This is a genomic window from Ventrimonas sp., assembly GCF_048380235.1.
GTDB lineage: Bacteria > Bacillota > Clostridia > Lachnospirales > Lachnospiraceae > Brotaphodocola.
This window is the reverse complement of the sequence record NZ_DBFCCJ010000017.1, coordinates 84,907-107,767: the sequence shown is the minus strand read 5'-3', so window position 1 is coordinate 107,767 and position 22,861 is coordinate 84,907. Positions and strand designations below refer to the sequence as shown.

Annotated in this window: 22 protein-coding genes; 10 read left to right on the top strand and 12 right to left on the bottom strand. The window is 51.3% G+C overall.

Going from position 1 to position 22,861, the window contains the following annotated elements; all coding sequences use genetic code 11:
* The first annotated feature begins 16 nt into the window (after positions 1-16).
* Positions 17-952 (top strand): alpha/beta hydrolase fold domain-containing protein, encoded by a 936-nt coding sequence (locus ACMP1L_RS02860; RefSeq protein ID WP_418451956.1) that lies wholly within the window; start codon positions 17-19, stop codon positions 950-952.
* On the opposite strand, the gene ACMP1L_RS02855 is transcribed toward ACMP1L_RS02860, so the two are convergent.
* Positions 922-2,490 carry a sensor histidine kinase gene (locus ACMP1L_RS02855; RefSeq protein WP_418451955.1) on the bottom strand — a complete coding sequence of 523 codons (1,569 nt, stop codon included), beginning with the start codon at positions 2,488-2,490 and terminating at the stop codon, positions 922-924. The genes ACMP1L_RS02860 and ACMP1L_RS02855 overlap by 31 nt on opposite strands.
* Complete coding sequence (locus ACMP1L_RS02850) at positions 2,480-3,166, bottom strand: response regulator transcription factor (RefSeq protein ID WP_177303396.1); 687 nt, start codon at positions 3,164-3,166, stop codon at positions 2,480-2,482. Before ACMP1L_RS02850 ends, ACMP1L_RS02855 begins: the two co-directional genes overlap by 11 nt.
* A 203-nt stretch (positions 3,167-3,369) precedes the next feature.
* Here ACMP1L_RS02850 and ACMP1L_RS02845 point away from each other — a divergent pair, with 203 nt between their 5' ends.
* Positions 3,370-3,849, top strand: a complete 480-nt coding sequence (locus ACMP1L_RS02845) for a murein transglycosylase (RefSeq protein WP_117553120.1) — start codon at positions 3,370-3,372, stop codon at positions 3,847-3,849.
* Between the two features lie 183 nt (positions 3,850-4,032).
* Here ACMP1L_RS02845 and ACMP1L_RS02840 read toward each other — a convergent pair whose 3' ends face one another.
* Positions 4,033-4,311, bottom strand: coding sequence for a DUF6809 family protein (locus tag ACMP1L_RS02840; protein ID WP_117553121.1), 279 nt, complete (start codon positions 4,309-4,311; stop codon positions 4,033-4,035).
* Positions 4,312-4,434: 123 nt separating this feature from the next.
* Between ACMP1L_RS02840 and ACMP1L_RS02835 the strand changes: the two genes are divergently transcribed.
* The gene (locus ACMP1L_RS02835; protein WP_117553122.1) at positions 4,435-4,641 is read left to right on the top strand and encodes a ribbon-helix-helix protein, CopG family; all 207 of its coding nucleotides are present in this window, start codon (positions 4,435-4,437) and stop codon (positions 4,639-4,641) included.
* Positions 4,642-4,708: 67 nt separating this feature from the next.
* On the opposite strand, the gene ACMP1L_RS02830 is transcribed toward ACMP1L_RS02835, so the two are convergent.
* The 7 genes from ACMP1L_RS02830 to ACMP1L_RS02800 all read right to left on the bottom strand — a co-directional run bounded on the left by ACMP1L_RS02830 (position 4,709) and on the right by ACMP1L_RS02800 (position 11,151).
* Positions 4,709-6,358, bottom strand: coding sequence for a recombinase family protein (locus tag ACMP1L_RS02830; protein WP_117553123.1), 1,650 nt, complete (start codon positions 6,356-6,358; stop codon positions 4,709-4,711).
* Positions 6,359-6,449: 91 nt separating this feature from the next.
* Positions 6,450-6,644 (bottom strand): hypothetical protein, encoded by a 195-nt coding sequence (locus ACMP1L_RS02825; protein WP_173827424.1) that lies wholly within the window; start codon positions 6,642-6,644, stop codon positions 6,450-6,452.
* Positions 6,645-6,914: 270 nt separating this feature from the next.
* Complete coding sequence (locus ACMP1L_RS02820) at positions 6,915-8,234, bottom strand: virulence-associated E family protein (RefSeq protein WP_165870734.1); 1,320 nt, start codon at positions 8,232-8,234, stop codon at positions 6,915-6,917.
* Positions 8,235-8,259: 25 nt separating this feature from the next.
* Positions 8,260-8,886, bottom strand: a complete 627-nt coding sequence (locus tag ACMP1L_RS02815; RefSeq protein ID WP_199679559.1) for a CHC2 zinc finger domain-containing protein — start codon at positions 8,884-8,886, stop codon at positions 8,260-8,262.
* 39 nt (positions 8,887-8,925) lie between these two features.
* Entirely contained in the window at positions 8,926-10,155 is a 1,230-nt protein-coding gene (locus ACMP1L_RS02810) for a plasmid recombination protein (protein ID WP_117553125.1), read from the bottom strand.
* A gap of 413 nt (positions 10,156-10,568) precedes the next feature.
* On the bottom strand, positions 10,569-10,874 hold the full coding sequence (locus ACMP1L_RS02805) for a molecular chaperone (RefSeq protein ID WP_117553126.1): 306 nt from the start codon (positions 10,872-10,874) through the stop codon (positions 10,569-10,571).
* Entirely contained in the window at positions 10,858-11,151 is a 294-nt protein-coding gene (locus tag ACMP1L_RS02800) for a hypothetical protein (protein ID WP_117553127.1), read from the bottom strand. The genes ACMP1L_RS02805 and ACMP1L_RS02800 overlap by 17 nt, the downstream gene beginning before the upstream one ends.
* Before the next feature lie 377 nt (positions 11,152-11,528).
* Between ACMP1L_RS02800 and ACMP1L_RS02795 the strand changes: the two genes are divergently transcribed.
* Positions 11,529-12,383: a helix-turn-helix domain-containing protein gene (locus ACMP1L_RS02795; RefSeq protein WP_117553133.1), complete on the top strand. Its 855-nt coding sequence runs from the start codon at positions 11,529-11,531 to the stop codon at positions 12,381-12,383.
* 62 nt (positions 12,384-12,445) lie between these two features.
* Here ACMP1L_RS02795 and ACMP1L_RS02790 read toward each other — a convergent pair whose 3' ends face one another.
* A complete protein-coding gene (locus ACMP1L_RS02790) occupies positions 12,446-12,637 on the bottom strand; it encodes a hypothetical protein (protein WP_117553128.1) in 192 nt (63 codons plus the stop codon).
* Positions 12,634-13,023: a TnpV protein gene (locus ACMP1L_RS02785; protein WP_117553129.1), complete on the bottom strand. Its 390-nt coding sequence runs from the start codon at positions 13,021-13,023 to the stop codon at positions 12,634-12,636. The genes ACMP1L_RS02790 and ACMP1L_RS02785 overlap by 4 nt, the downstream gene beginning before the upstream one ends.
* Before the next feature lie 217 nt (positions 13,024-13,240).
* Between ACMP1L_RS02785 and ACMP1L_RS02780 the strand changes: the two genes are divergently transcribed.
* The 6 genes from ACMP1L_RS02780 (at position 13,241) to mgtE (ending at position 22,792) form a co-directional block, all read left to right on the top strand.
* A complete protein-coding gene (locus tag ACMP1L_RS02780) occupies positions 13,241-13,663 on the top strand; it encodes a hypothetical protein (protein WP_177303397.1) in 423 nt (140 codons plus the stop codon).
* A gap of 35 nt (positions 13,664-13,698) precedes the next feature.
* Complete coding sequence (locus ACMP1L_RS02775; RefSeq protein WP_418451954.1) at positions 13,699-14,982, top strand: efflux RND transporter periplasmic adaptor subunit; 1,284 nt, start codon at positions 13,699-13,701, stop codon at positions 14,980-14,982.
* Between the two features lie 14 nt (positions 14,983-14,996).
* Positions 14,997-18,011, top strand: a complete 3,015-nt coding sequence (locus tag ACMP1L_RS02770; protein WP_418451953.1) for an efflux RND transporter permease subunit — start codon at positions 14,997-14,999, stop codon at positions 18,009-18,011.
* A 14-nt stretch (positions 18,012-18,025) separates the two neighbouring features.
* Positions 18,026-19,195 carry a TolC family protein gene (locus ACMP1L_RS02765; protein WP_418451952.1) on the top strand — a complete coding sequence of 390 codons (1,170 nt, stop codon included), beginning with the start codon at positions 18,026-18,028 and terminating at the stop codon, positions 19,193-19,195.
* An 18-nt stretch (positions 19,196-19,213) separates the two neighbouring features.
* Positions 19,214-20,419, top strand: a complete 1,206-nt coding sequence (locus ACMP1L_RS02760; protein ID WP_418451951.1) for a TolC family protein — start codon at positions 19,214-19,216, stop codon at positions 20,417-20,419.
* A 951-nt stretch (positions 20,420-21,370) separates the two neighbouring features.
* On the top strand, positions 21,371-22,792 hold the full coding sequence (mgtE, locus tag ACMP1L_RS02755; RefSeq protein WP_418451950.1) for a magnesium transporter: 1,422 nt from the start codon (positions 21,371-21,373) through the stop codon (positions 22,790-22,792).
* The last annotated feature ends 69 nt before the right edge of the window (positions 22,793-22,861 follow it).

Sequence of the window (22,861 nt, the reverse complement as noted above, 5' to 3'; positions counted from 1 at the left end):
AAGGAGAATAAAAAAGATGGAAGTAAAAGCGTGGGAATATGACGAATATCCGGGACTGACCGAAGAGGTGGAAGGGGCAGTCCATATCCCGACCACCGGAGACGAGCCGGGAGTTTACCATTGGCATGATATTCCGTATGCAGAAGTGGACGGTCATACACTGGTGCTTCAGATTCTGGAGCCGTATACCAGAAATGAACCGGAAAAGCTTCATCCATGTTTTGTATTTGTGCAGGGGTCTGCCTGGGGCGTACAGGATGTGTATAAGAGCTGTCCGCATTATGCGAGACTGGCTGCTCGCGGATATGTGGTAGCTGTGGTGCAGTATCGTCATTCCGGAATTGCCCATTTCCCGGCACCGATCCAGGATGCCAGAAATGCAGTCCGCTTTATGCGACTGCATGCGGCAGATTACCATCTGGACGGGGAAAACTTTTTCCTGGGCGGCTGTTCCTCAGGCGGCCATACCGCCGTGTTTGCAGCTCTGGCGGATCAGGAACCCTGGCTGGATGCCTCCGTATATCCGGGAGTATCTGCAGATGTCATGGGAATCCTGGATTACTACGGTGCGGTAAGCATGACGGAGATGGATGATTTCCCGGATACATTGGAGCATCATCTGGAGACCAGCCCGGAGGGCATGGAGATGGGCGCAAACTTAAGAGAGCATCCGGAGCTTGCAGCCCGGGCAACGGCTGTGACTTATATCCGCCCGGAGACCAAGCTCCCGCCTGTGTGGATCATGCACGGAACGAAGGACCGCAAGGTGAGTCCCTATCAGAGTGTGCGTTTATATAAGAAGTTAAAGGAATGCGGAAAAGAAGCAACGCTGTATCTGGTGGACGGCGCGGACCACGGCGGTTCCGAGTTCTGGACACCGGAGGCTGTGGATGCGGCAGACCGTTTCATGAAAGAAATCATTCAACGGCATAAAAACCAGAAATCATTATAACCATTTTGGCAGTCCACTCCGTACAGCATCTGATGTGCCTTTAGGATCGTGCTGACGATGGAAAGGCCGATACCGGTTCCGAGCCTGCGCCCGTTCTGGTGCTGGCTGCGCTGGTAGCGCTCCCAGATGATAGCGCGGTTCTCCGCCGGAATCGGCTCGCCGGGATTGATGACCTCGACAAGGCAGCAGGAAACTGAAAAGGCTGCTTTTGCCGATGTGTTGCCGGTGAAGGAGGCTGTATCGCCAGTCAGGATTGGTGCGCCGGCAAGCTCCTGAAAACGCGCAGCCGGCTGCGGAGTCAGACAGATCCGGATTTCCTGATTTTCCGGTGTGTGGTTGATGGCATTGTTTAGCAGGTTGCGCATGACCTGGCTCATTTTCAGGGCATCAATCTCAAAGAAAAACGGCCAGGAGGATTGCGCATCATCAGCCGGAGCAGATGACCTTTGATCAGAGGTCTTCTCTGTCACCAGCAGTGTCAGCGTGATGCCATGCTCGGCAGCTGCCTGTCTGCAGCGGGTCAGCTCAGCTGTTACGATATCCCGTAAATCGCACCATTCCTTCTTTAAGCTGCTGTAGCCGGCGGAAAACTGGGAATAGTCGAGAATGTCGTTTACCATCTCGCTCATGCGGTTGGACTCGCTGATGATGAGATTCAGATTTTCATTGCGCAGCTCGTCATCTTTCCAGGTGATGTCCCGCACCATCTCCGCATAGCCGGTGATGAGAGCTAACGGGGAGCGCAGCTCATGGGAGACGTTGGCGATGACCTCCCGGCGCAGAATATCCAGCCGCTGTAAGGCCAGCCGCAGCTGCCCGACGGATTGGGACAGCTGCCCGAGCTCGTCCTGGCGTTCCAGATCCGGGCCGATAGAAAAGTCGTTTTCGGTCAGCTTGTCCACCGCACTTTTGATCTGAAAGATGGGACGGGAAAACTGTCTGGACAGGACTGCAGCCAGTACCGATGCGATGCCGGTCAGAAGAATGCTCAGAATGATGAGCTGGGAACGGTTCAGGTTTAAAACGGCCCGGGTCATCAGGGCGTTGCGCAGGATCAGATAGTTATGCTCTCCGTTGCAGGTGACCGGGAAACCAAGCTCATAGCCGATGATCTTTCCGTGCATCCGCTCAATGTGCCGGTAGGGGCGGCCGGCCAGCAGCTCCCTGAAATCAGGCTTCTGGCGGGTCATCTCCGGATCGTTGAGTTTACGCTCCCATTCCTGTGGCTGCACCAGGTGGCCGGAGGAGTACATTTTGATGAGGGTGCCGTCCTCAGAGACCAGGAGAAGCTCTCCGCCGATGTGGCTGATAAAGGATAAGAGCTTTTCATCCTCTCCGATATCGCGGGTACGCAAATCCTCCATGACCGGGGAAAGCCGGTTCAGAGCTTCGTTAACGGCGGCATTCGCGTAATTCTGTTCAAACAGAAAAATCTGTACCACCCACATAAAGCCGATCCCGAACATGACCGGGATCATCATAAAGGCCCAGAGCCGGAAAACCATCCGGTTTTTCAGGGCAGAAAGTCTAATTTTCATCTGTTTTTTCAAATTTATACCCCACTCCCCATACAGTCTGGATCAGCTTCCGGTAAGGGCCGATGTGTTCCCGCAGGGACTTGATGTGTGTGTCTACGGTGCGGGCATCCCCGCAGTACCGGTACCCCCATACGGTCTCTAGCAGTTTGTCGCGGCTCAGGACGATATGTTCGTTCTGTGCCAGCTTGTAGAGCAGGTCAAATTCCTTGGGCGGCAGAGAGATCTTCTTTTCGTCTAATGTGACGATCCGGGAATCCGGGAAAATGGAAAGTCCGCCAAAGGCAAGCTCTTTTGTGACAGGTGCTGATGTATGGACCTGGATGCGGCGCAGCACGGCTCCGATGCGGGCCATCAGCTCTTTGGGACTGAATGGCTTTGCAACATAGTCATCGACGCCGAGCCGGAATCCGTTTAACTTATCATATTCTTCATTTCGTGCAGTCAGCATGATGACAGGTACCTGGCTGAAGCCGCGGATGGCTTCGAGGGTTTCAAAGCCGTCCGGTCCCGGCATCATGACATCCAAAAGCACCAGGTCAAAGGTACTTTGCTTTAAAGCAGTGACCGCGGCAGCTCCGTCTCCGGCCTCCGTGCATTCGAAGCCTTCCAGTTCTGCATAGGTACGTACCAGGCGGCGCAGGTGCGGATCATCATCGGTGATAAGAATGTGCGGCATGAATCTTTCTCCCTTCTACGTTCTTCTGGGATTATAACATCTTTGCTATCTTGTCAAGTGGTAAATTCGGTTTTTTCGCATGTAAGAGGAAATACGTTGTAGATTGTTCATAGATATGTTAAACTTATTTCAACAACCAGATATGCTCCAATAAAGTAAAATCTTTGTAGGATTGAAAAACATTTGATTTCAGGAGGACGAATATGAAAGTAAATAAAGCGGTGGCAATATTGACATTATGCTCCTTGTTTTTTTGTGCGTGTTCCCAAAATACTTTAGATACAAACGCGAATGGAGAAAACACTGAATCTATTCAAGAACCAAAAGTAACTACAGAAAACATAAACAATAGCGAGACTGTTGAAATAACTGAAGATACATTGGCATCTTCGCCATTTAAAGTGCAAATCGATAAACCCACTTTAGAAATGGGAAAAGAAAAAGAAACAACTGTAATTATTACTGCGGACATAGAAAATTGGGATTATACTGTTTCTGCGGCAAATGGAACAATATCCGATTTATCCGCTATGTCTTTTACTTATACAGTTCCTAAAGATGAAAAAATAAGAGAAGATACAATTACCCTGACATTATCTGATTATGATAACGGCAAACAATATAAATACAGTATTCCTTTTATTTTTTCTAAGATTGATGAAAAAATGATTCTGGATAATTAAAAACAATCCGGGAAGAGATTATAAAAAAATCGTAACATTGAATCTTGCAAGGGAATTACACGTTACAGTGGAAGAATTATTTATACCGGAATAAAGAATCCATTACTCCCGGCTTTGAAATATTTTTTATTACAGACAGGAAAGGCAGCCGCTTCCCGCCCACGGCTGCCTTCCTCATTTCTTTTACCTGTCCTCAAGCACTTCCAATATAATCTTTGCCCCAAGCCGGAAACCGAAAATAAAGGTTTCTGCTGTCTCAAGCGGGAGTGCGTCAAGCTGCTCGTCCATAATCTCTATAAAGCGTTCGCTAAGCGGCGGGTTAAATGCTTTTAGCTGTTCGATGAAATCCTCATAGTGGCTGTAATGCTCCCGGCGCATTTTCTGGTATCCTTCCGTCCTGACATTGACCTGTTCGGCTGGGTAGATTTCCCCGTCATAAAGCTGTTCCAGTACACTTTTCATTTGTCCATCCTCCTTGTTTTGTATTATAGTTTTGTATTACATATTTGTATTCTATCATGTGATATATAAAAGTCAAGAAAAATCGTCTATAATGATTGCATATTTGTAATACGGAGGTGTAACATGGCGGATAAGTTTGTGGTAAGGCAGAAGAAGCCGGACAGAAAGGAAGATAAATCCGTAGTGATGACGCTTCGGATAGACAGGGAATTGCAGGAGGAATTTGATAAACTGTCAGCTAAAAGCGACCGCTCCCGCAATGAACTTATGTGCATGGCTCTGCGCTATGCGTTGGAACATCTGGAATTTATCCCGGAAGCCGGAGAATAAAAGCCCCGGCTTTTTCCATGCCCGAAAAAAAGACCCTTCTCCCGGAATGGAAGAAGGGCTGCTGTCATTATTGCGCCGCCGGTATTTCCCCGACAAAGTTATAGATGATTTTGACTTCCTGAACCTTTTCGCCATCAACCTTGTTTATCTCGCCTACCAGAATCCGGCTGATAAGGCGGTTCAGGACAGTTTCATCCAGTTCCTGAATCGCTGCGTACCGGCGGATTTCCCGGATAAAGCTTCGTACATCGTTTTCCTGTTCGTTGGAACGGTGCAGGAGAAGGGATAAATCCTTTATGCGGCTCTGGTTTTCCTCCTGCTCCTTTTCCATCGCCGCCGTCAGCTTTAAAAAACGCTGTTCTGACAGGATTCCTTTTGCCTTGTCGGTGTAGAGATTTAAAAACATTTCGTCAATCTCCTGATTCCGCTTTTCCAGCCGTTCCCGTTCCTTCTCCATTTCGGAAGCGTCCGACAAATACCTCCGTTCCATGCGGCTGCACAGCCGCCGGTAGAAAGCGTCTGCATCCTTCAGCGCCATTTCCGCCAATTCCTGAATATCCTTCAACACAAGGTTATACAAGTCCCTTGCTTCTATCTTGTGGCTGGTGCAGGCATCCTTCCCCAGCCGGTTATAGGTCTGGCAGATATAATACGCCTTGTCAATCGGTTCCCGTTCCTTACCGGTAAACCGGTTCTTCCCTGTCCTTCCGACCTTTTCATAGCGTGCCTGCATGGATTTGCCGCAGGTAGCGCAGTAAACCATACCGTGGAACAGGTTGTAAAAGGGGCAGGCGTTCCCCTGCATGATAGGAGGGCGGCGGTCAATCAGTTCCTGTACCTTCTCCCAATCTTCCGGGCTTACAATGGCTTCATGGCAGTCCTCTATGACCTCCCAATCCTTGCGGGGGATGGTGTCCACAGTGCCGGAGCGGATTCCTTTTTGGTGTGTCCGGCAAACCAGATGTGCGCCCTTATAAAAAGGATTCCGCAGGATATGGCTGATTCTTGCGCTCCCCCACGAATAATAATTGACATCACAAGCCGTATTGCTTTTTACCCGTGTGATAGGGATTTTTTCCTCCATGAGCTGCTTTGCAATCCGCATACAGCCCCAGCCGTTTAAAGCAAGGTCATATATCTTTCGGATTGTGGGGGCGGTCTGAGGGTCAAGCACCAGATGCCCCCGGTCAGCCGGATCACGCATCAGACCGAGGGGCGGCTGACCTCCGCAAAACTTTCCCTGACGGGAGCGGGTCATGCGTCCAGCCAGCACCTTTTTGGAAATATCCCGGCTATACATATCATTCAGGATATTTTTAAAGGGCGTGATGTCCATTTCCTGACGGGTCAGGCTGTCCACGCCGTCCGTGACGGCAATATATCTTACATTGTGTTTTGGGAAAAAGACTTCGATATAGCCGCCCGCTTCAATATAGTTTCTGCCAAGCCTTGAAAGGTCTTTGGTAATGACGCAGCCAACCTTCCCGGCTTCGATGTCGGCAATCATGCGTTTAAACGAAGGGCGGTTGAAATTACGCCCCGTGTAGCCATCGTCCACATAGTATTCATAGGGGAGCAGACCGTTCTTTTCAGCATAATCTTTGAGCAGGAGCTTTTGGTTGGAAATGCTCATGCTCTCGTTTGCGTTGCCATCGTCAAGGGAAATCCTGCAATAGAGGGCGGTTACTTTTTTGACTATTTTTTTATTCCTGTTCATAGTGTTCTCCTTCTACGAACAGGGACACGATACTATTATAGTACCATGCCCCCGCCGTCCTTTCAACTGTTTTTCGCCGGATTTTAGCCTTTTAACTGGCTTTTTGCCCCATCCATTCCTCAAACCGTTCACAGGTCTGCCGCTCAATAAGCTGCTCAAAGGCTTGCTGCATGGTTTGGCTGCCTGCAAACTCACGGGAGACGATGAACCGGACGCCCCTGCGCTTCCGTTCCGGTTCCGGCGCCTTTGCCGGATAGCTGCTCTGCTTTGTTTCTGCCATAGGCATTTACCTCCATAAAATAACCCGGAGCGTTGCCGTCCGGGTGCTGCGTGCGGTCTGCCGGTTGGGTGGGAGCCTGACAACGAAGTCTGACAACGGGCGTTTAAAAACCCCGTACACAATCCCCGGCATACCGTTTCCTTTCCTGATTTCTTTTTTTCTGATTTTTTCGTTGCTTTCGTTGTCAGCAGGGAAAAATCCTTAAAATAAGCCGTTTGCAGGCTCTCCCCCTGACAACGGGGCTGACAACGGGGGCGGCAACCGGCTGACAACCGGCTACGCCTTTTCCCCTTGCAGCCATTCCTCCGGCAGCCCAAGCTGGACGGCTTCCTGTTCCGGTAAAAACTGGAAACCGGATTTTTCCTGACCTCCGTTGTCAGGCGCTGCCCGTTCCCATCCTTTCTGCCGGTGGTAAGGGGCAGGAAAATGTCTGGGATTTTCAAAAGCTTTCCAGCCTGCCGCATAATTCTTCATCACGGAATTGATGTCCCGGATTTCATACTGTTTCGGTTCCTCATAGGACGGATGCCCCAGCCCTTCATAGTAGATTTGCAGGGAGCAGACCATCTTTCCTCCATATCCGTCAAGGAAGTTTAAAATCCGGGCGGCAAACGTGTCCTCCGGCATGAATAATTTCTGATGTTCTTTCAGATACCGTTCCATGCCTGCGCTTAGTTTCAGCTTCCCTTCTCCCCGCCGGTACACCTCCATGACCTCCGCCCACATCTGGCTGACATAAGCCCTCGAAGCCGGTTCATCCTCCAAAATGTGAACCTCTGCTGTTTCCGCCTGCACCAGAACAGGCAGAAACCGGCGGTTGCCGGTACGGTCAAGGGGCAGGAAATCCGGCGTGTTGGAAGTACCGGCAAAGACGCACTGGCGCTTATGGTCTTTCGGATGGACTTCATAAGGAGCCTTATAGGTTTCCTTCTGGCGGCTTAAAAAAGCCTTGATGTCCTCAATGCTCTTTGCGTTTGCGGTAGCAATCATTTCTGACATTTCAATAATCCAGTGTCCTTGCAGCTTGCGGTAGATATTATCATCATCGAGCCTGCGTAAATCATCGGAGAACCACTCGTCCCGGACGGCAAGGAACCGGAAAAAGGTGGATTTTCCGGCTCCCTGACCGCCCACCAGACAGAGCATGACCTCAAACTTTGTGCCGGGCTTGAATACCCGTGTGATAGCTCCCAGCATGAACAGCAGGAGAACCTCATAGTTATAATCGCTTATCTCTGCGCCGAGGAACCGGTGTAAAGCGAAGCGCACCCGCTCTGTCCCGTCCCATGAAAGGCTGTTTAAATAATCCCGGATGGGATGGTAGCGGTATTCATTGGCGGCGACCTTGATTGCCCCTTCAATCCGCTTTTCCGATGTCAGTCCATAGTGTTCTTCCAGATACAAAACCAGATACTGGATGTCCACATCCGTCAGCCGGTTCCCGTCCCGATACCAGCCGAGGGGCTTCACAATATCCACCTGATCGGTCAGTAAGTTGTTGCTGAACGCCCCTTTTAAGAGCGGGTCATGGAGGAACACTGTCCGGTAGTTCCCCGGCGTGTTTGCAGTCTGCCCCTTCTGGGTCACTTCCAGCATATCCCGGACTTCGGATACCGTTTTGTCACCGACAAGGCTGTCGGCTGCGGCTTGCAGTGCATTCCTTGTGGCTGCCGGTAAGCTCTGATATTCTTTTTCCAATCAGTTCCACCTCCTTCCCATGCCCGATGATAATATCGGCTTTTTCCTCCGCCCCGCCGGTAAGCAGCGTGTCCAGCAGATACCCTATATACTCCTGTTTCTGCAAGGCTTCTACAAACAGCGGGTGCCATGCGTCCCCCGGCGATTTGGGGGCGTGTTCCGTTCTCCATCTCCCCAGCAGATGGTAATAATCGCTAAGCACCCGGAAGCATTTCTGCTCCGCCTGCAAGAAGCGAAGCTCCGCCGGTATGCTCCGTTTTACAGGCTTTGGCGAAGGTCTGCCCCGGTTGTCATAGGGGATTCCAAAATCCGCAGCCAGCCGTTTTGCCGCTTCCACGCCGGACAGGTCAAAGAGCCTTGCCGCAAAATCAATCACATCGCCGTCTGCCTGACAGCCGAAGCAGTGGAAGCGTCTGTCCGCTTTCAGGCTGGGCGTTTTATCTTTGTGGAAGGGGCAGCACGCCATGCCGTTCCTTCCTACATGGATTCCATAATGCTCCGCAGCCTGCCTTGTGGTGACAGCCTGCTTTACCGCTTCAAATACATCCAAACGCAATCCTCCTTCCAATCTCCATAAGGGGAAAATCTCCTACCGTTCCATATCCGGCTTTTTCCGTTCCGGTCTGCGGCGCATATCTTCCCGTCTTTCCATTTCCTCCTGCGCTTTTTTTAGCTGCTCCCGGATGGATTCCCTTGCTTTTTCCTTGATTCTTTCCTTGCCTGCCCGTTTGGTTTCCGGCTGCATAAGCGCTTTTTGGATTTTGGCAAAGGCGGTCTGCATCGTATTTTTTATTTTCCCAATCACCCCATCCAGACGGGCAGCGGCGTATTCCCGCTCTTTTTGCGGGGCTTTCCGTTCCGGGGAAAGAACCCACTTTTTCGATTCCTCCACCAGCCGGATGTCCTCCTTATGGGTTTCCAGCCGGACGGCATCCGCCACGACCTCCACCGCCTTGTCATAGGCGGCATCGGAAACATCGTCCAGAAGCGTCTCCACATCCTCAATTTTCAATGTCAGTTCTTCCAGCTTCTGCTCCTGCGCCGCCAGCTTTTCCTTCTGCTTCATCAGGATATAGTCCTGCTTTTCCAGATACTCCCGTCCCCCATAGGACGGCTCCTGCTCCAGATGGACGCCATGCCGCCTGCTGATGTCAAAGAGCATGGTGCGGCAGACGGAATCAAAGGTCTGCTTGCGGTTGTTATGCTTGCCTTTTGGCTTATCCGGGTCAGGCAGGGGAATCCCCAGTTCCTCCAGCGCCTTTTCCTGCTGGGGACATAATTCGCCGTACCGGTTCTGGCAGTCGAATACATGGCGTTCGTGGATATGGGGCGTACCCTCATCCAGATGAAGCGCCCAGTTGAGGAGATGGACATGAGCGCCGAAACGCCGCTCAAACTCCCCGTAAAATTCATTTACAATCTGAAATAACACCTCTGGCGGGACGGATTCCTCCACCGTCCCAATCTGGTAGATGGTTTCCTCCGGGCAGGTCTTGCTGTTCTTTAACAAATCGCCCACAGTGCGGTTGCGCTCCGTGTGCCGGGTCTTTTCATTCCTTGCGTTCTGGGCATCCACAAAATCGGAATAATGCTCCGTGTAATACATCCGCTCAACCTGTTCAAAGCTGCAATCCGGCTGGGAGGAATCCTCCCGGCTCCCGGCTGTCGTGTAGCCCCGGTAACAGTCCCAATAGATATTTTTCTTTGCCCGTTCCGAATCAATATGCTCGCTGTTTCCCACATCGAAGCGCCGGTCATTGTGGCGGGGATTATAAGTGCCGTTCTTGCCGGAACGCCCATTGTGCCGTGTCAGTTTCAAGTTTGCATCCTCCTTCCTGTTTGAAGATTTCCCCCGTGAGGGGGAGGGCTGCGAAGCTGCCGAACCTGAGTGATTTTGCGTCAGGTAATACCCAGTACGAGTTGACGCAAGCATCAACTCTAGCTGGGCAAGGCGTTTCACCCTTGACCCGATGGGGCTTGCCGCCCTCAACCCGCCAAGGCGCTTCGCCCTTGACCCGATGGGGCTGCCGCCCTCAACCTGCCAAGGCGCTTCGCCCTTGACCCGATAAGGGCTTGCCGCCCTTAACCCGCCGCCGCATGACAGCCCGGAAAATGCCCCCGGAACGGGCATTTTCGCCGTCCGGGGCTTTCCTGATGTCTGATACCGGCTAATCATCCCGCAGGAAAAACGCCGGTTCCACACCCGCTGTTTTGACCGAAAACGCTCCCAAATCATGCTGTTTTCTTTCCTACTGTTACGGGCTGGAAGCCATGTTCCTTTGCATAAGCCCTTGCCGCCGCCCGCCGTTCTTCACTGTATGGCGGCACCAGCCGGATGGACAGACGGGATTTATCCAGAACATAGGTCACGCTTCCTTCCGGCGTGGCTCTTTCCATGCGGCACAGGAGCGGATATTTTTGGGAGAACTCCGCCAGCCGCCGCTTTAAATCCGCATTGAATGTATAAATGGTGGCTTCCTGTTCGGCTTCGTTGAAATTCACAATCGTTTCCTTCTCATACTTAGACGGCTTCCTCATACATTCCCTCCTCATAATCAGTGCTGGCTTCCACGACCCGCAGGCAGCGTTTGCAGCGGAAGTAACCGTCCATTTCCATGCGGAGGTGGCGGTAAAAATCGGGGAACCATTCTTCACCGGCTTCCTGCTCAATTTTGCGTGTAAGCCCCAAAAGCCAGTGCTTCGCTTCCGGGTCAACCGTCAGTGAAACCAGCAGCTTAAACCGTGTCACCGTGTTTTTATGGCTGGGGCAGCCAAACACATACAACGCCTTCTTTTCTTTGATATTTAATTTCATTCTGCACCTCATTCTTTCTGGGGCTTTTGCCCCGGTGTGAAAGGGCATCCGTCTCCCGGATTCCCTTTTGTGTCAACCAGTTTCATTTGCCGTTTTCCTGCAAGCCGTTCCTGCCCGGAGGTTCTCTCCCGGCGTATCGTCCCTGTTGGTGCGCTCCTGTCATGGCGGCACTTCCCCCAGAGCCATATCCGCTTGCAGCCGGTCATTCTGTTTTCAATGTTCCTTCTGACCTCTCCATCTTATCGAAAAAAAGCGGCTTTCCCCGTATGTCCAAGACGATGGAAAAATCCGCAGAAACCGGATATTTCCACGCTTATGGAAATCGTGGTATAATCCTTGTATCAGCGGATTTTAAAGAAGAAAGGGGATTGATTTTTATGTATGTGAAGCTATCCATACCGGAACGGCTAAAGGATTTAAGGGTGGTAGACAAGCACCTGACCTTAGAGCAGCTTGCAAATGAAACCGGACTGTCCCGGTCTGCCCTTGCAAAATACGAGGGAGACGGTTATAAGGACATCAGCCCGTTTGCCATTGCAACGCTGGCTGATTTTTACGGCGTGTCTGCCGATTACCTGATGGGGCTGACGGAAAACAAGGAGATCCCGAACATAGAAGTCCAGTCGCTGCACTTAAACGACAGCATGATAGAGCTTTTAAAAAGCGGAAGAATCAACAACCGGCTGCTCTGCGAGATTGCCACCCATGAGGATTTTCCACGGCTCCTGACAGACATTACTATCATCGTTGACCGCATCGCCGGTATGCGTGTCAACCAGCTCAACATGGACTTAGAAGCAGCCCGCCAGACGGTCATGGAAACCTATGCGCCGGGGGAGGATGACCTTTATATGCGTACCCTTGAAGTGGCACAGGTGGACAGTGACGATTATTTCAACCACATCGTCCACAAAGACCTTGACCGGATTGTAAAGGACATCCAGACGGCGCACACAAGCGACACCACAACCGCCGATGAACGGCAGCCCACGGTAGCGGAGATACAGAGGAAGTTTGCACAGCTTATCCAGACAGGAACCAGCGGAGAAGAAGCCTTTATTCAGGTATTCTGCGACCAGATGGAAATCCCTTATGATAAGATAACCTCTGAGGAATTTACCTCTTTTTTAGGGATTCTGGGGAAATCCAAACACGCAAGGAAGTTCCAGAGTATGCGGGGGAAGGGCAGCCCTATCCCGCCCACATGGAACGGCGGCAGGAAGCGGCGATAAAAAAGCCACCCGCCGGATTGACCGGTGAATGGCTTTCAATGTGAAGATTTTTTATTTTATGGTTAAAAGGATTTCCTGCCCCTGATATATGGCAGATATATTTCCATCACGGAATCGGTGACGCCGTTTTGGTAAACCTTGCGGATGTCCGTAACCGTCCCCGCCGGCGCCTGCTCCAAGTAGGCGAGAAGCTCCGTCCTGCCGTTTACAAAGTGGCAATGCTGACCTTCCATGCGCTCAATGCGGTATTTCATAGCGGCTCCTTTCCGTACACAAGTTCCGATAAGATAATTTCCTCCGCCCGGTTCCGTATGCTGTTCATGTGCTGCACCCATGCAAGCTGGTCACTGGCTTTTAATGCTTCCGTCACGCCCTCCGCAGCTTTCATCTGTATGATAATTAGCTCCAAGCGTTCCTGCGCCTGTTCGTTCAGGTCAGCAAGATACGTCCAAAGATTTCCCGAAAGCAAAAGGCTTAAATAGAGGGCGGGGCGGGCTTCTTCCAGATAGGCTTTGTGCAGCCGTCCCCAGCGCCCGATAGGGCGGGATTCCTCCGTCAGCCGTAAAGCGGGGATATAGTAGTCACCGGCGAGAACATAATCTATGCCGTTCTCCGTGATTCTTTTGGGTAGTTTTTCCATGTGACGACCTCCTGTATTCAATTTTCAGAATCCAGTTGATCGTGTCCCTGTCCGTGTGAAATTCAAGGCAACTGAACTCTTCACAAACAAGTATGTCATATCTTTTCCCGGCTTCTGAAACTTTCCTCACAGAATTATGCGGATTTTCTCACACTTTTCTCACATTTCTTATTTAAGCTTTGTAGCATGTCAGAATATGTGCGGAAAGGAGTGCCTTATGAACCAGAAATCTTCAGCAAGACCGCCGGATCACGGAATATTAAAAAAGGAACTGTTTGGGTATACGGGCATCTGTCTGGTCCTGCTTTTGCTATTGGGGACCGGAGAAAGACTGTTTGATACCTTTCCGGTGCAGGGCATGCTCAGCGCGTTGTGTTATCTGTTCGTGGGAGGCCTTGGCATGTCAGCCGGGATGTTCCGGTTCCGGCCTGAGGCAGAGCGGTCCGAGTTTTTTAAAACCTTTACGCTGCTGTATCATCCCGGAGTCTGGATTCTGGCGGCAGCCTCTTTTCTGGAGAAAACAGGAATCTCTGCGGTGCGCATCACAGAAAGCCTGCATCTGGTTTATATTGCCGGATGGAGCTTTCTGGTGGCAGGCATGATCGTGCTGGTGGTGATCCTGCGGGGCAGCCGCATGTAACGTAACAGGAAATATAGAAGGTGAAGGAGTTTAAGATGGATAAGAAGAAAAAAATCATGGCAGGAGCAGGCGCGGCAGTGATCATTCTTGCAGGCGCAGCATTTTTCCTTACAGGGAAGGGCACAAAAGGCGGTCAGGGAGGCCCCGGAGGCATGGGAGGTCCCGGAGGCATGATGCAGGAATCCACGGTAACGGTGGTGAATGCGGCAAATCCGACTACGGGAGATGTTTCCGTAACCTCCAGCCTGACCGGTACGGTTGAGGCAGCCGATGTGGTGTATGTGTACGCCAAGGCCGGCGGTGATGTGACTGCCGTGAATGTCAAAGCAGGTGATATGGTCAGCCAGGGACAGGTGCTGATGGAGATCAACACCGAGCAGGTGGAGTCTGCAAGGAACAGCATGGATTCCGCCCAGGTCAATCTGTCCCAGGCCCAGAGCAACTTAAGCAGAATGCAGATCCTTTACGACAGCGGAGATCTGTCTGACCAGGAGTACGAGCAGTATCAGAATAGTCTGAAATCCGCGCAGCTCCAGTATGAATCTGCCAAGCTTCAGTACGATAAGCAGGTGGAGTACAGCACCATCACCGCACCGATCGCAGGCCGCGTGGAGAGTGTGGACGTGGATGTGTATGACCGCGTCAACCAGTCTGCACAGCTCTGTGTCATTGCGGGCGAGGGTCAGAACAGCATCACCTTTTATGCGACCCAGCGTATGGTACAGAATTTAAAGACCGGAGATGAGCTCGAGATTTCCAAAAACGGAAATACCTATACCGGAAACATCACCGAGATCAGCAATATGGTCGATGAGAGCAATGGCTTGTTCAAGGTAAAGGGGGATATGGAGAGCAGTGATGAGATCGCGATCGGAAGTACCGTGAAGATCACGCTGGTGACCGGGCGCGCTGAGAACGTGATGCTGGTTCCGGTAGATGCCATCTACTACAGCGGCGGCAAGGGCTATGTCTACTTATATGAAGATGGCAAGGCAAAAATGGCTTCCGTGGAGGTTGGTCTTTATGATTCCGAGAACGCGCAGATCCTTTCCGGCATAAAGGCCGATGATATGGTAGTCAGCACCTGGAGCTCCAATCTGTATGAGGGCGCGGATATCCGCCTGAAATCCGATGCTGAGGCAGCAGATACGGCAGGTGACGGTCAGGTTGCAGGCGGTCAGAGCCCGGCAGGTGATGCACAGGGTGCAGGCGGTCAGACCCCGGCAGGTGACGGTCAGGGTGCAGACAGCAAGGCACCGCAGGGCGTACCGGCAGCTGGCGGCGCACAGAACGGAAACGCAGCACCGAAAGCACAGTAAGGAGGCAGACGTAAATGGGAATTACCAGATTTGTACTGAAGCGTCCGGTCACTGTGCTGATGGCGCTCTTATGCCTGATCGTGTTCGGTATTTCTTCGGTGTTTAACGCAACACTGGAGCAGATGCCGGATATGGATCAGCCGATGATGATCATTATGGCAAACTATTCCGGCGCCAGCCCGGAGGATATGGATGAGCTGGTAACACAGCTCATTGAGGATCAGGTCAGCACACTGGAGGGAGTGAAGAGTATGAGCTCCACCACCAGTGAGGGCCGTTCCATGATCATGCTGGAGTATGATTACGACACCGATATGGATGAGGCCTACAGCGACTTAACCAAGAGCTTAAACAGCATCCGTGACCTGCCGGACGATGTAGAGCCGACAGTCATGGAGATGAACAACAATGCGCAGGCCAGCATGATGCTTACCATTGCGAATCCGTCCCAGGAAAATCTCTATGACTATGTAGACCAGAAGATTGTGCCGGAGCTGGAAAAGCTCAGCACCGTGGCAGAGGTATCCACGATGGGTGGTTCTTCTGAGTATATCAAAATTGAACTGATGTCCGATATGATGGATCAGTACAATGTGAGCATCAGCGATATCAAGTCCGCCATGTCGGCAGCCAACCTGTCCTATCCGTCCGGAAGCGCAGAGTCCGGCAACCTGGACTTATCCGTGTCTACGTTAACGCAGCATGACACGCTGGATGAGCTTCTGGAAATGCCGATCACGGTATCCGGAAACAAGATCGTTTACCTGGAAGATATCGCAGTGGTTTCCTACGCAGAGGAGCAGAAGGGCGGTGTCTCCCGTTACAATGGTGAGGAGACCATCTCCATTTCCCTGACCAAGCAGCAGAGCAGCACTGCCATGGATTTGTCCAAGCAGGTGCAGAAGATCATCAAAAGCCTGCAGAATGATGATGATGACCTGACCATCACCGTAGCAAGAGATGAGGCAGACTCCATTCAGGACTCCTTAAAGGATGTAGCAGAGACTATGATGATGGCGGTCGTTATTTCCATGATCATCATTTTCCTGTTTTTCGGAGATTTCAAGGCATCCCTGATCGTCGGAAGCTCTATCCCGACCTCTATCCTGATGTCACTGATCGTTATGACGCGGGCGGGATTTACGCTGAACATCATTACCATGAGCGGTCTGGTCCTCGGTGTCGGCATGATGGTCGATAACTCCATTGTTGTGCTGGAGAGCTGCTTTAGGGCCATGGATAAGCAGCAGGATAAGGGGGCACTGGGGTACGCGAAGGCAGCCCTGGAGGGAACCAACATCGTGGTAGCTTCCATCTTTGGCTCCACGGTAACCACCTGTGTTGTATTTATCCCGCTGGTATTCTTAAACGGTATGAGCGGCCAGATGTTCGGAGCCATGGGCTACACCATCGTATTCTGTATGTGTGCCTCCCTGCTTTCCGCGATTGCCATTGTGCCGCTGTGCTATATGATGTACAAGCCGAAGGAGCGTTCCTCTGCGCCGGCGACCCGTCCTCTGACCTTCCTGCAGGACGCTTACCGGAAGATCATGCCGGTTCTTTTAAAACACAAAGCCATCGTCATGCTGGCTTCTGTCGGCATTATCGTGGTTACTGTGTTCCTGGCCAGCGGCATGCAGACAGAGCTGATGACGGCCGATGATACCGGTACCGTCAGCGTCAGCATTGAGACCCGGCCCGGCCTGATCACAGAGCAGGCAGACGCGATCCTGGCAGAGGCAGAATCCATTGTGGCAGCCCATGAGGATGTGGAATCCTACATGCTGCGCTACAACAACGATGAAGGAACCATTACCGCTTACTTAAAGGATGACCGGAAGATGTCTACCGATGAGGTGGTAAGCCAGTGGGAAAATGAGATGGCGGATCTGGAAAACTGCACCATTACGGTAGAGGCCTCCACCTCCATGAGCATGATGGGACGGAGCCGTGGTTATGAGGCCATCTTAAAGGGAACCCAGTACGATGAGCTGCAGGAGGTCAGCAATGAGATTGTAAATGAGTTGATCGCCCGGGACGATGTAAAAAATGTGCATTCCAGCATTGAGAATACCGCGCCGGTTGTGGCTGTCAAGGTGGATCCGGTTTCTGCTTCCGCGGAAGGACTGACTGCAGCCCAGATCGGAACCATGATAAAACAGATGTTAGACGGTGAGGAGGTTACCACCTTAAAGGTGGACGGTCAGGAGATCAGCGTCAAGGCCGAGTATCCGGAGGATCAGTATAGGACCGTGCCGCAGCTGGAGCGCATCATCTTAAAGAAGCCGTCCGGCGGTTATGTGGCGCTGTCCGATGTGGCAGAAATTTATTATAAGGACAGCCCGTCTTCCATCGAGAAGGAGGATAAGTCCTACCAGATCACGATTTCCGCAGATTATGTGGACAGCAGCTCCAGTGCGGCTGTGAAGACCAAAATCGATAATGAGGTTATCAGCCCGAACCTGACCGGAACCATTGTCCGCGGCACCAACTCCAGAGACCGTATGATGCAGGAGGAGTTCTCCGGACTGTATAACGCGATTGCGGTGGCAGTATTCCTGATCTTTGTGGTCATGGCTGCGCAGTTCGAGTCCCCGAAGTTCTCCTTCATGGTTATGACGACCATTCCGTTCAGCCTGGTTGGTTCCTTCGGACTCTTAAAGCTGACCGGAGTCAGCATGTCCATGACCTCCATTCTGGGATTTTTGATCCTGGTTGGTACGGTCGTTAACAATGGTATCCTCTATGTGGATACGGTCAACCAGTACCGCATGGAGATGCCGCTTCGGAAGGCTCTGATCGAGGCCGGTGCTACCCGTATGCGTCCGATCATGATGACAAGTTTGACCACCATTCTTTCCATGCTGCCGATGGCGATGGCCTTCGGAAGCAGCGGTTCCACCACGCAGGGCCTTGCAGTGGTAAATATCGGAGGACTGAGTGTTGGTGTGCTGGTAGCGCTGTTTATCCTGCCGGTTTATTACGCTCTGATGAATGGCAGGAAGGAATTGAAGGTTCTGGATATTTAAGGAGGAGATGAAAAATGATCCGGAAACGTGCAAAACGGCTGGCAGGCGCAGTGCTTGCCGCCGGCGCCATTACGGCAATGCCATTTCAGGCATTTGCCCAGAGAAGCCCGGAATTTGCTTATTCAGCAGAAAAATGGGCGACACTCCGCGACAATAAGCTGGAGTTTGATGAGATTTCAGATCTGGTTCATGAGTACAATCCGACCGTGGTCCAGAACGAGATCAGCTACAAGGATTATCTGACCAAGAACCGGGATGATGTGGCCCAGGATTATTACGATAAGGCCAATGAGATTTATTCCAATATCAGCTACCCGGACTCAGACGATGCCAACTACGGAAGTGGTGTGGCAACGGCACTGCGCAATGAACAGCAGGCCAAAAGCCTGATGGAGCAGGGTGATGAAAACACCGATGACCAGGCTACCATGCGGCTCCAGTACGATCAGGCCGAGGCGAAGCTGGCCAAGCAGACACAGGGGCTTATGATCACCTACTGGACCCAGTACTATAACCTGGATGGCCAGAAGGCCCGCGTTGAGCAGGCGAAGCTTTCGTACCAGTCTGAGCAGAACCGCCTGGCAGCGGGTATGTCTACCCAGTCCAAGGTTTTAAGCGCAAAGGAGTCCGTCTCCAATGCGGAGGCAGCGCTGGTGACTGCCGAGAGCAATCTGGCCTCCACAAAGGAGAGCTTGTGTCTGATGTTAGGCTGGGGCTACGGCGCGGATGTGGAGATCGCGGAGCTTGCAGAGCCGGACCAGAGTAAGATCGCGGCCATTGATGTGAACGCAGATATCCAGACAGCTCTGGAGAACAGCTACGCCTACCGCCTGACGAAAAAGCAACTCACCAACGCCAGAACAGACAGCGTAAAGGAGAAGCTGAGCGAGACGGAAAAGAATCAGAGGGAGACCATCTCCAACAGTGTGAAATCTGCCTATGATTCCCTGCTTCTGGCCCAGTCAAGCTATGAGCAGGCCCAGTCGGCTCTGGCGCTGCAGGAGGTTTCCATGAAGTCTGCCGACGCGAAGCTGGCAGCGGGAACCATTACAAAAAATACCTATGAGAGCCAGAAGGCTTCTTATACCACCGCCCAGGTGACAACCCAGACCCAGAAACTGTCCCTGTTACAGGCCATGAATGATTATGACTGGGCCGTGAACGGACTGGCATCTGCAGAGTAAGGAAAGGAGCGCAGTGTGATGAGAAAACAGGCAGACAGGAAGGTGCCGCAGAAGCGTATGTGCCTGCGGAGTTTGCGAAAAAAGACAGAACACGGCATGGGTGCATTTGGTTCAGCCTGTGTCAGGACCGCACTGGTGCTTTCTCTTGCGGCAGGCGGTCTGGCGCTGCCGTCCGCTGCGTTTCCGGTGATGGCGGAAACTGCTGCGGATGCTTCTGTGATATCTGTGGATTATAACAATCTGGAACAGCTGGTGCAGAATAACCGGAACCTAAAAAATGCCCTGGACAATTACACCAGCAATAAGGAAACCTATGAGAACATGCTGAAGACTCTGGAAGACGAGCGGGATTACATGAAGTTTATGCAGGAAAAGTATGAGGATGATGCGGAGGCAAAGGCGACCTACAAAATGAATGCTTCCATGCTGAACATGTCTATTTCCCAGATCACCAAACAGCTGGAATCCCAGGAATCCAAAACCCAGACCACCAGTCGCCAGAAGACGATCGACAGCTATGTGTTGACGGCCCAGAGCCTGATGCGCACCTACAACCAGATGAATACTAAGACTCAGGCCGAGGAGAAAAACTATCAGGCAGCTCAGAGCAGTTATCAGGCAGCTTTAAAGAAACAGAGCGCAGGCATAGCCACGGCAGCCGATGTGATGGAGGCTTCCGACACCATGCAGAGCGCAAAAAACCGGTATGAATCCTACCGGCAGCAGGCGGCAAATGCCCGCTTTAACCTGCTTTCTGCCCTGGGCCTGGATACCAGTGCAGATATCACCATCGGAAGCGTGCCGCTTCCGGATCTTTCTGTCATCGATGCTGTGGATTTCAATACGGATGTGGAGCAGGCCATCGGCAACAGCGTCAGCGTGCAGAATACCCGTCACCAGAGTGCGGGAACCGCAACAGAAATATCTGTCAAATCCAATCAGGAAAGTCAGGCCGAGGGAACGGTGCGTTCCCAGATGCAGAGCCTGTATGATCAGTTAAAGGCTGCAAAGCTTCAGTATGAAGGAGCGGAAGATGCCTATGAAAGTGCGTCTGTCACGTACGCATCCCTGCAGAAAAAACAGCAGGCCGGCATGCTGAGCCAGAATGATTACCAGCAGGGCGTGGCGGATTACTATAGTGCGCTGGATGCGAAAGAAACCGCAGTGGTCAATCTGAATCAGGCGTGGGAAACATATAACTGGACCGTAAAAGGCGTGTCCTAGGATGCGATAGCAAGAAATCGAAGGAAAAATTGGATATTGTTTTTCAAAAAGACATATGATATAATGCCGTTAGGCAAAAGGATAAGATGTTCCATTGCGAACAGCAAAACGGAAACCCCAGAAGTCTCGCACACTTCTGGGGTTTTCTATTCCTATTTTGGGAGTGGGAAGGCTTAACCCCACAGGCTAGTTACCAGCTATTTGTCGCCGCTTAACCATTTGATGATGTAGTGGCAAGCTACACCAGCCGCAACGGTGACAATAAAGGATAAGATATATTCCATTCCGAACACCTCCTTCCCGTACCAGTCTGGGAGGCGGTAACAGATTTAGTATAGCATATCAAATAGCATATAACCAGTGAATGGTTTTGTGTTAAATTACGTGAATTACGCTCAAAAATGGTAAATCATACAGGTGAAAAATTTATCAAAACGAAAATTCTGTGGTTGACGCAAAAAAAATGCTGTAGTATAGTTTAGAAGGAATTTATTGATCGTGCACTTATAAGGAGGTGAGAACATGGACGTCGCGGACAGTTATAAGCGAATGAGCGGCAATGGAAGAGAAAAGAAAACCGGCAGCCTGTCTGAATCCGCTGTCCGTTTTCTCACACGAATTGGTTTTATATTTTAGTCGGAAAGCTGTCTGATCTGGTATGTCTTAAAGGAAGACGCACAGATCAGGCTGTTTCTGCGTGTGTCTGCCATTGCCCGTTTTCAGATGAAACCGGTGATGGCATTTTTTATTTGCGGAAACACGCTGCTGTTTTTTCTTTCTTGTTTTTTGAATCTATTGTTAAGAAAACGTGAAGAATACAGGAGATTTTTCTGGAAAAATACAGCAGGTTTGCGCAGATCAAAAATGCTCCGGTTCCACGGATGACAGCCGTGAGAACAAAACGCTGTGAGAAAGAGAAAGACTTTTTCGCAGACGGAGAAAGGAGCAGGCATGGAAAAGATGAACGAGAACGAGACCAAAGACGTGGCAGTTCAGGTACGTGACTACCAGACGGAGCTGGAGCAGATCATGCGGAGCAATGTATCTCCGCGTGTCTTAAAGGATCGCATTTCCGATTACCATGAGAATGATATTGCATCCTCCTTTGAGGTGCTGACAAGAGATGAGAGGGAGCGGCTGTACCGTATTCTGGATGCGGAGCAGCTTTCCGATATTTTCGAATACCTGGATAACGCAGAGATTTATTTTGAGGAACTGAATGCAAGAAAAAAGGTTGAGGTCCTTTCCTGTATGGAGGTTGACCAGGCAGCAGCGCTGTTGAAGCGCCTTGCAAAGCCGGAGCGCAACATGCTCATCGACCTCATTGATAATGAATCCAAACGCGATATTGCCATGCTGGAGTCCTTTGATGAAGACGAGATCGGAAGCCGCATGAGCATGAACTTTATTGAGATCAAGGCCGGCATCAGCATCCGCGAAGCCATGCGGGAGCTGATCAATCAGGCAGCGGAGAATGACAACATCTCTACGCTGTATGTGACCGATGACGATCATACCTTCTGCGGTGCCATTGACTTAAAAGACCTGATCATTGCCCGGGAGGGCAGCAAGCTGGACGACATCATCATGGAATCTTATCCATATGTGTATGCCCGTGAGATGATCGAAGACTGTATTGAGCGCATGAAGGATTACTCCGAGGATTCTATCCCGGTACTGGATGAGAACAACAAGATTATCGGTGTTATCACTGCCCAGGATATTGTTCAGGTTGTAGATGATGAGATGGGCGATGACTACGCAAAGTTGGCAGGTCTTGCTTCTGAGGAGGAATTAAACGAGCCGATTCGCCAGAGTGTGCATAAGCGTCTTCCGTGGCTGATCATCCTGTTGGGCCTTGGCCTGGTGGTTTCCAGTGTCGTAGGACTCTTCGAGGGCGTAGTAGCCCAGCTGACCATCGTGATCTGCTTCCAGTCCCTGATTCTGGACATGGCCGGAAACGTTGGTACCCAGTCCCTGGCAGTTACCATCCGTGTGCTGATGGATGAAAACCTGGACGGCAAGCAGAAGCTTGGCCTGGTATTCAAAGAGGCCAGAGTCGGAATGTGCAACGGTCTGATCCTTGGTGTTCTTTCCTTTGTATTTATCGGACTTTATGTAGTTTTCGCAAAGGGCATGACACCGGGCTTTGGATTTGCGGTCTCTGCCTGCATCGGCGTGGCCCTGCTTCTGGCCATGATGATCTCCAGTGTTTCCGGTACCGTGATCCCGATCCTGTTTAAGAAATTCGGCGTAGACCCGGCGGTAGCGTCCGGTCCGCTTATCACCACCGTGAACGATCTGGTAGCGGTTATTTCCTATTATGGTCTTACCTGGATCTTTTTGATCGAGATGCTGCATTTAACGGATTAAAAGAATAAGACTTGAAGAGCTGTTTCTGGCCTGTGCATCTGCACGTGCCGGGGCAGCTTTTTTGTGGCT

What these genes read in the sequence shown, in the direction of transcription:
- ACMP1L_RS02835 (WP_117553122.1), top strand. Translation starts at nt 4,435, where the DNA reads ATGGCGGATAAGTTTGTGGTAAGGCAGAAGAAGCCGGACAGAAAGGAA.
- ACMP1L_RS02860 (WP_418451956.1), top strand. Translation starts at nt 17, where the DNA reads ATGGAAGTAAAAGCGTGGGAATATGACGAATATCCGGGACTGACCGAA.
- ACMP1L_RS02830 (WP_117553123.1), bottom strand. Translation starts at nt 6,358, where the DNA reads ATGAACAGGAATAAAAAAATAGTCAAAAAAGTAACCGCCCTCTATTGC.
- mgtE (WP_418451950.1), top strand. Translation starts at nt 21,371, where the DNA reads ATGGAAAAGATGAACGAGAACGAGACCAAAGACGTGGCAGTTCAGGTA.
- ACMP1L_RS02765 (WP_418451952.1), top strand. Translation starts at nt 18,026, where the DNA reads ATGATCCGGAAACGTGCAAAACGGCTGGCAGGCGCAGTGCTTGCCGCC.
- ACMP1L_RS02820 (WP_165870734.1), bottom strand. Translation starts at nt 8,234, where the DNA reads ATGCTGGAAGTGACCCAGAAGGGGCAGACTGCAAACACGCCGGGGAAC.
- ACMP1L_RS02785 (WP_117553129.1), bottom strand. Translation starts at nt 13,023, where the DNA reads ATGGAAAAACTACCCAAAAGAATCACGGAGAACGGCATAGATTATGTT.
- ACMP1L_RS02855 (WP_418451955.1), bottom strand. Translation starts at nt 2,490, where the DNA reads ATGAAAATTAGACTTTCTGCCCTGAAAAACCGGATGGTTTTCCGGCTC.
- ACMP1L_RS02850 (WP_177303396.1), bottom strand. Translation starts at nt 3,166, where the DNA reads ATGCCGCACATTCTTATCACCGATGATGATCCGCACCTGCGCCGCCTG.
- ACMP1L_RS02845 (WP_117553120.1), top strand. Translation starts at nt 3,370, where the DNA reads ATGAAAGTAAATAAAGCGGTGGCAATATTGACATTATGCTCCTTGTTT.
- ACMP1L_RS02795 (WP_117553133.1), top strand. Translation starts at nt 11,529, where the DNA reads ATGTATGTGAAGCTATCCATACCGGAACGGCTAAAGGATTTAAGGGTG.
- ACMP1L_RS02790 (WP_117553128.1), bottom strand. Translation starts at nt 12,637, where the DNA reads ATGAAATACCGCATTGAGCGCATGGAAGGTCAGCATTGCCACTTTGTA.
- ACMP1L_RS02775 (WP_418451954.1), top strand. Translation starts at nt 13,699, where the DNA reads ATGGATAAGAAGAAAAAAATCATGGCAGGAGCAGGCGCGGCAGTGATC.
- ACMP1L_RS02770 (WP_418451953.1), top strand. Translation starts at nt 14,997, where the DNA reads ATGGGAATTACCAGATTTGTACTGAAGCGTCCGGTCACTGTGCTGATG.
- ACMP1L_RS02780 (WP_177303397.1), top strand. Translation starts at nt 13,241, where the DNA reads ATGAACCAGAAATCTTCAGCAAGACCGCCGGATCACGGAATATTAAAA.
- ACMP1L_RS02840 (WP_117553121.1), bottom strand. Translation starts at nt 4,311, where the DNA reads ATGAAAAGTGTACTGGAACAGCTTTATGACGGGGAAATCTACCCAGCC.
- ACMP1L_RS02825 (WP_173827424.1), bottom strand. Translation starts at nt 6,644, where the DNA reads ATGCCTATGGCAGAAACAAAGCAGAGCAGCTATCCGGCAAAGGCGCCG.
- ACMP1L_RS02805 (WP_117553126.1), bottom strand. Translation starts at nt 10,874, where the DNA reads ATGAGGAAGCCGTCTAAGTATGAGAAGGAAACGATTGTGAATTTCAAC.
- ACMP1L_RS02760 (WP_418451951.1), top strand. Translation starts at nt 19,214, where the DNA reads ATGAGAAAACAGGCAGACAGGAAGGTGCCGCAGAAGCGTATGTGCCTG.
- ACMP1L_RS02800 (WP_117553127.1), bottom strand. Translation starts at nt 11,151, where the DNA reads ATGAAATTAAATATCAAAGAAAAGAAGGCGTTGTATGTGTTTGGCTGC.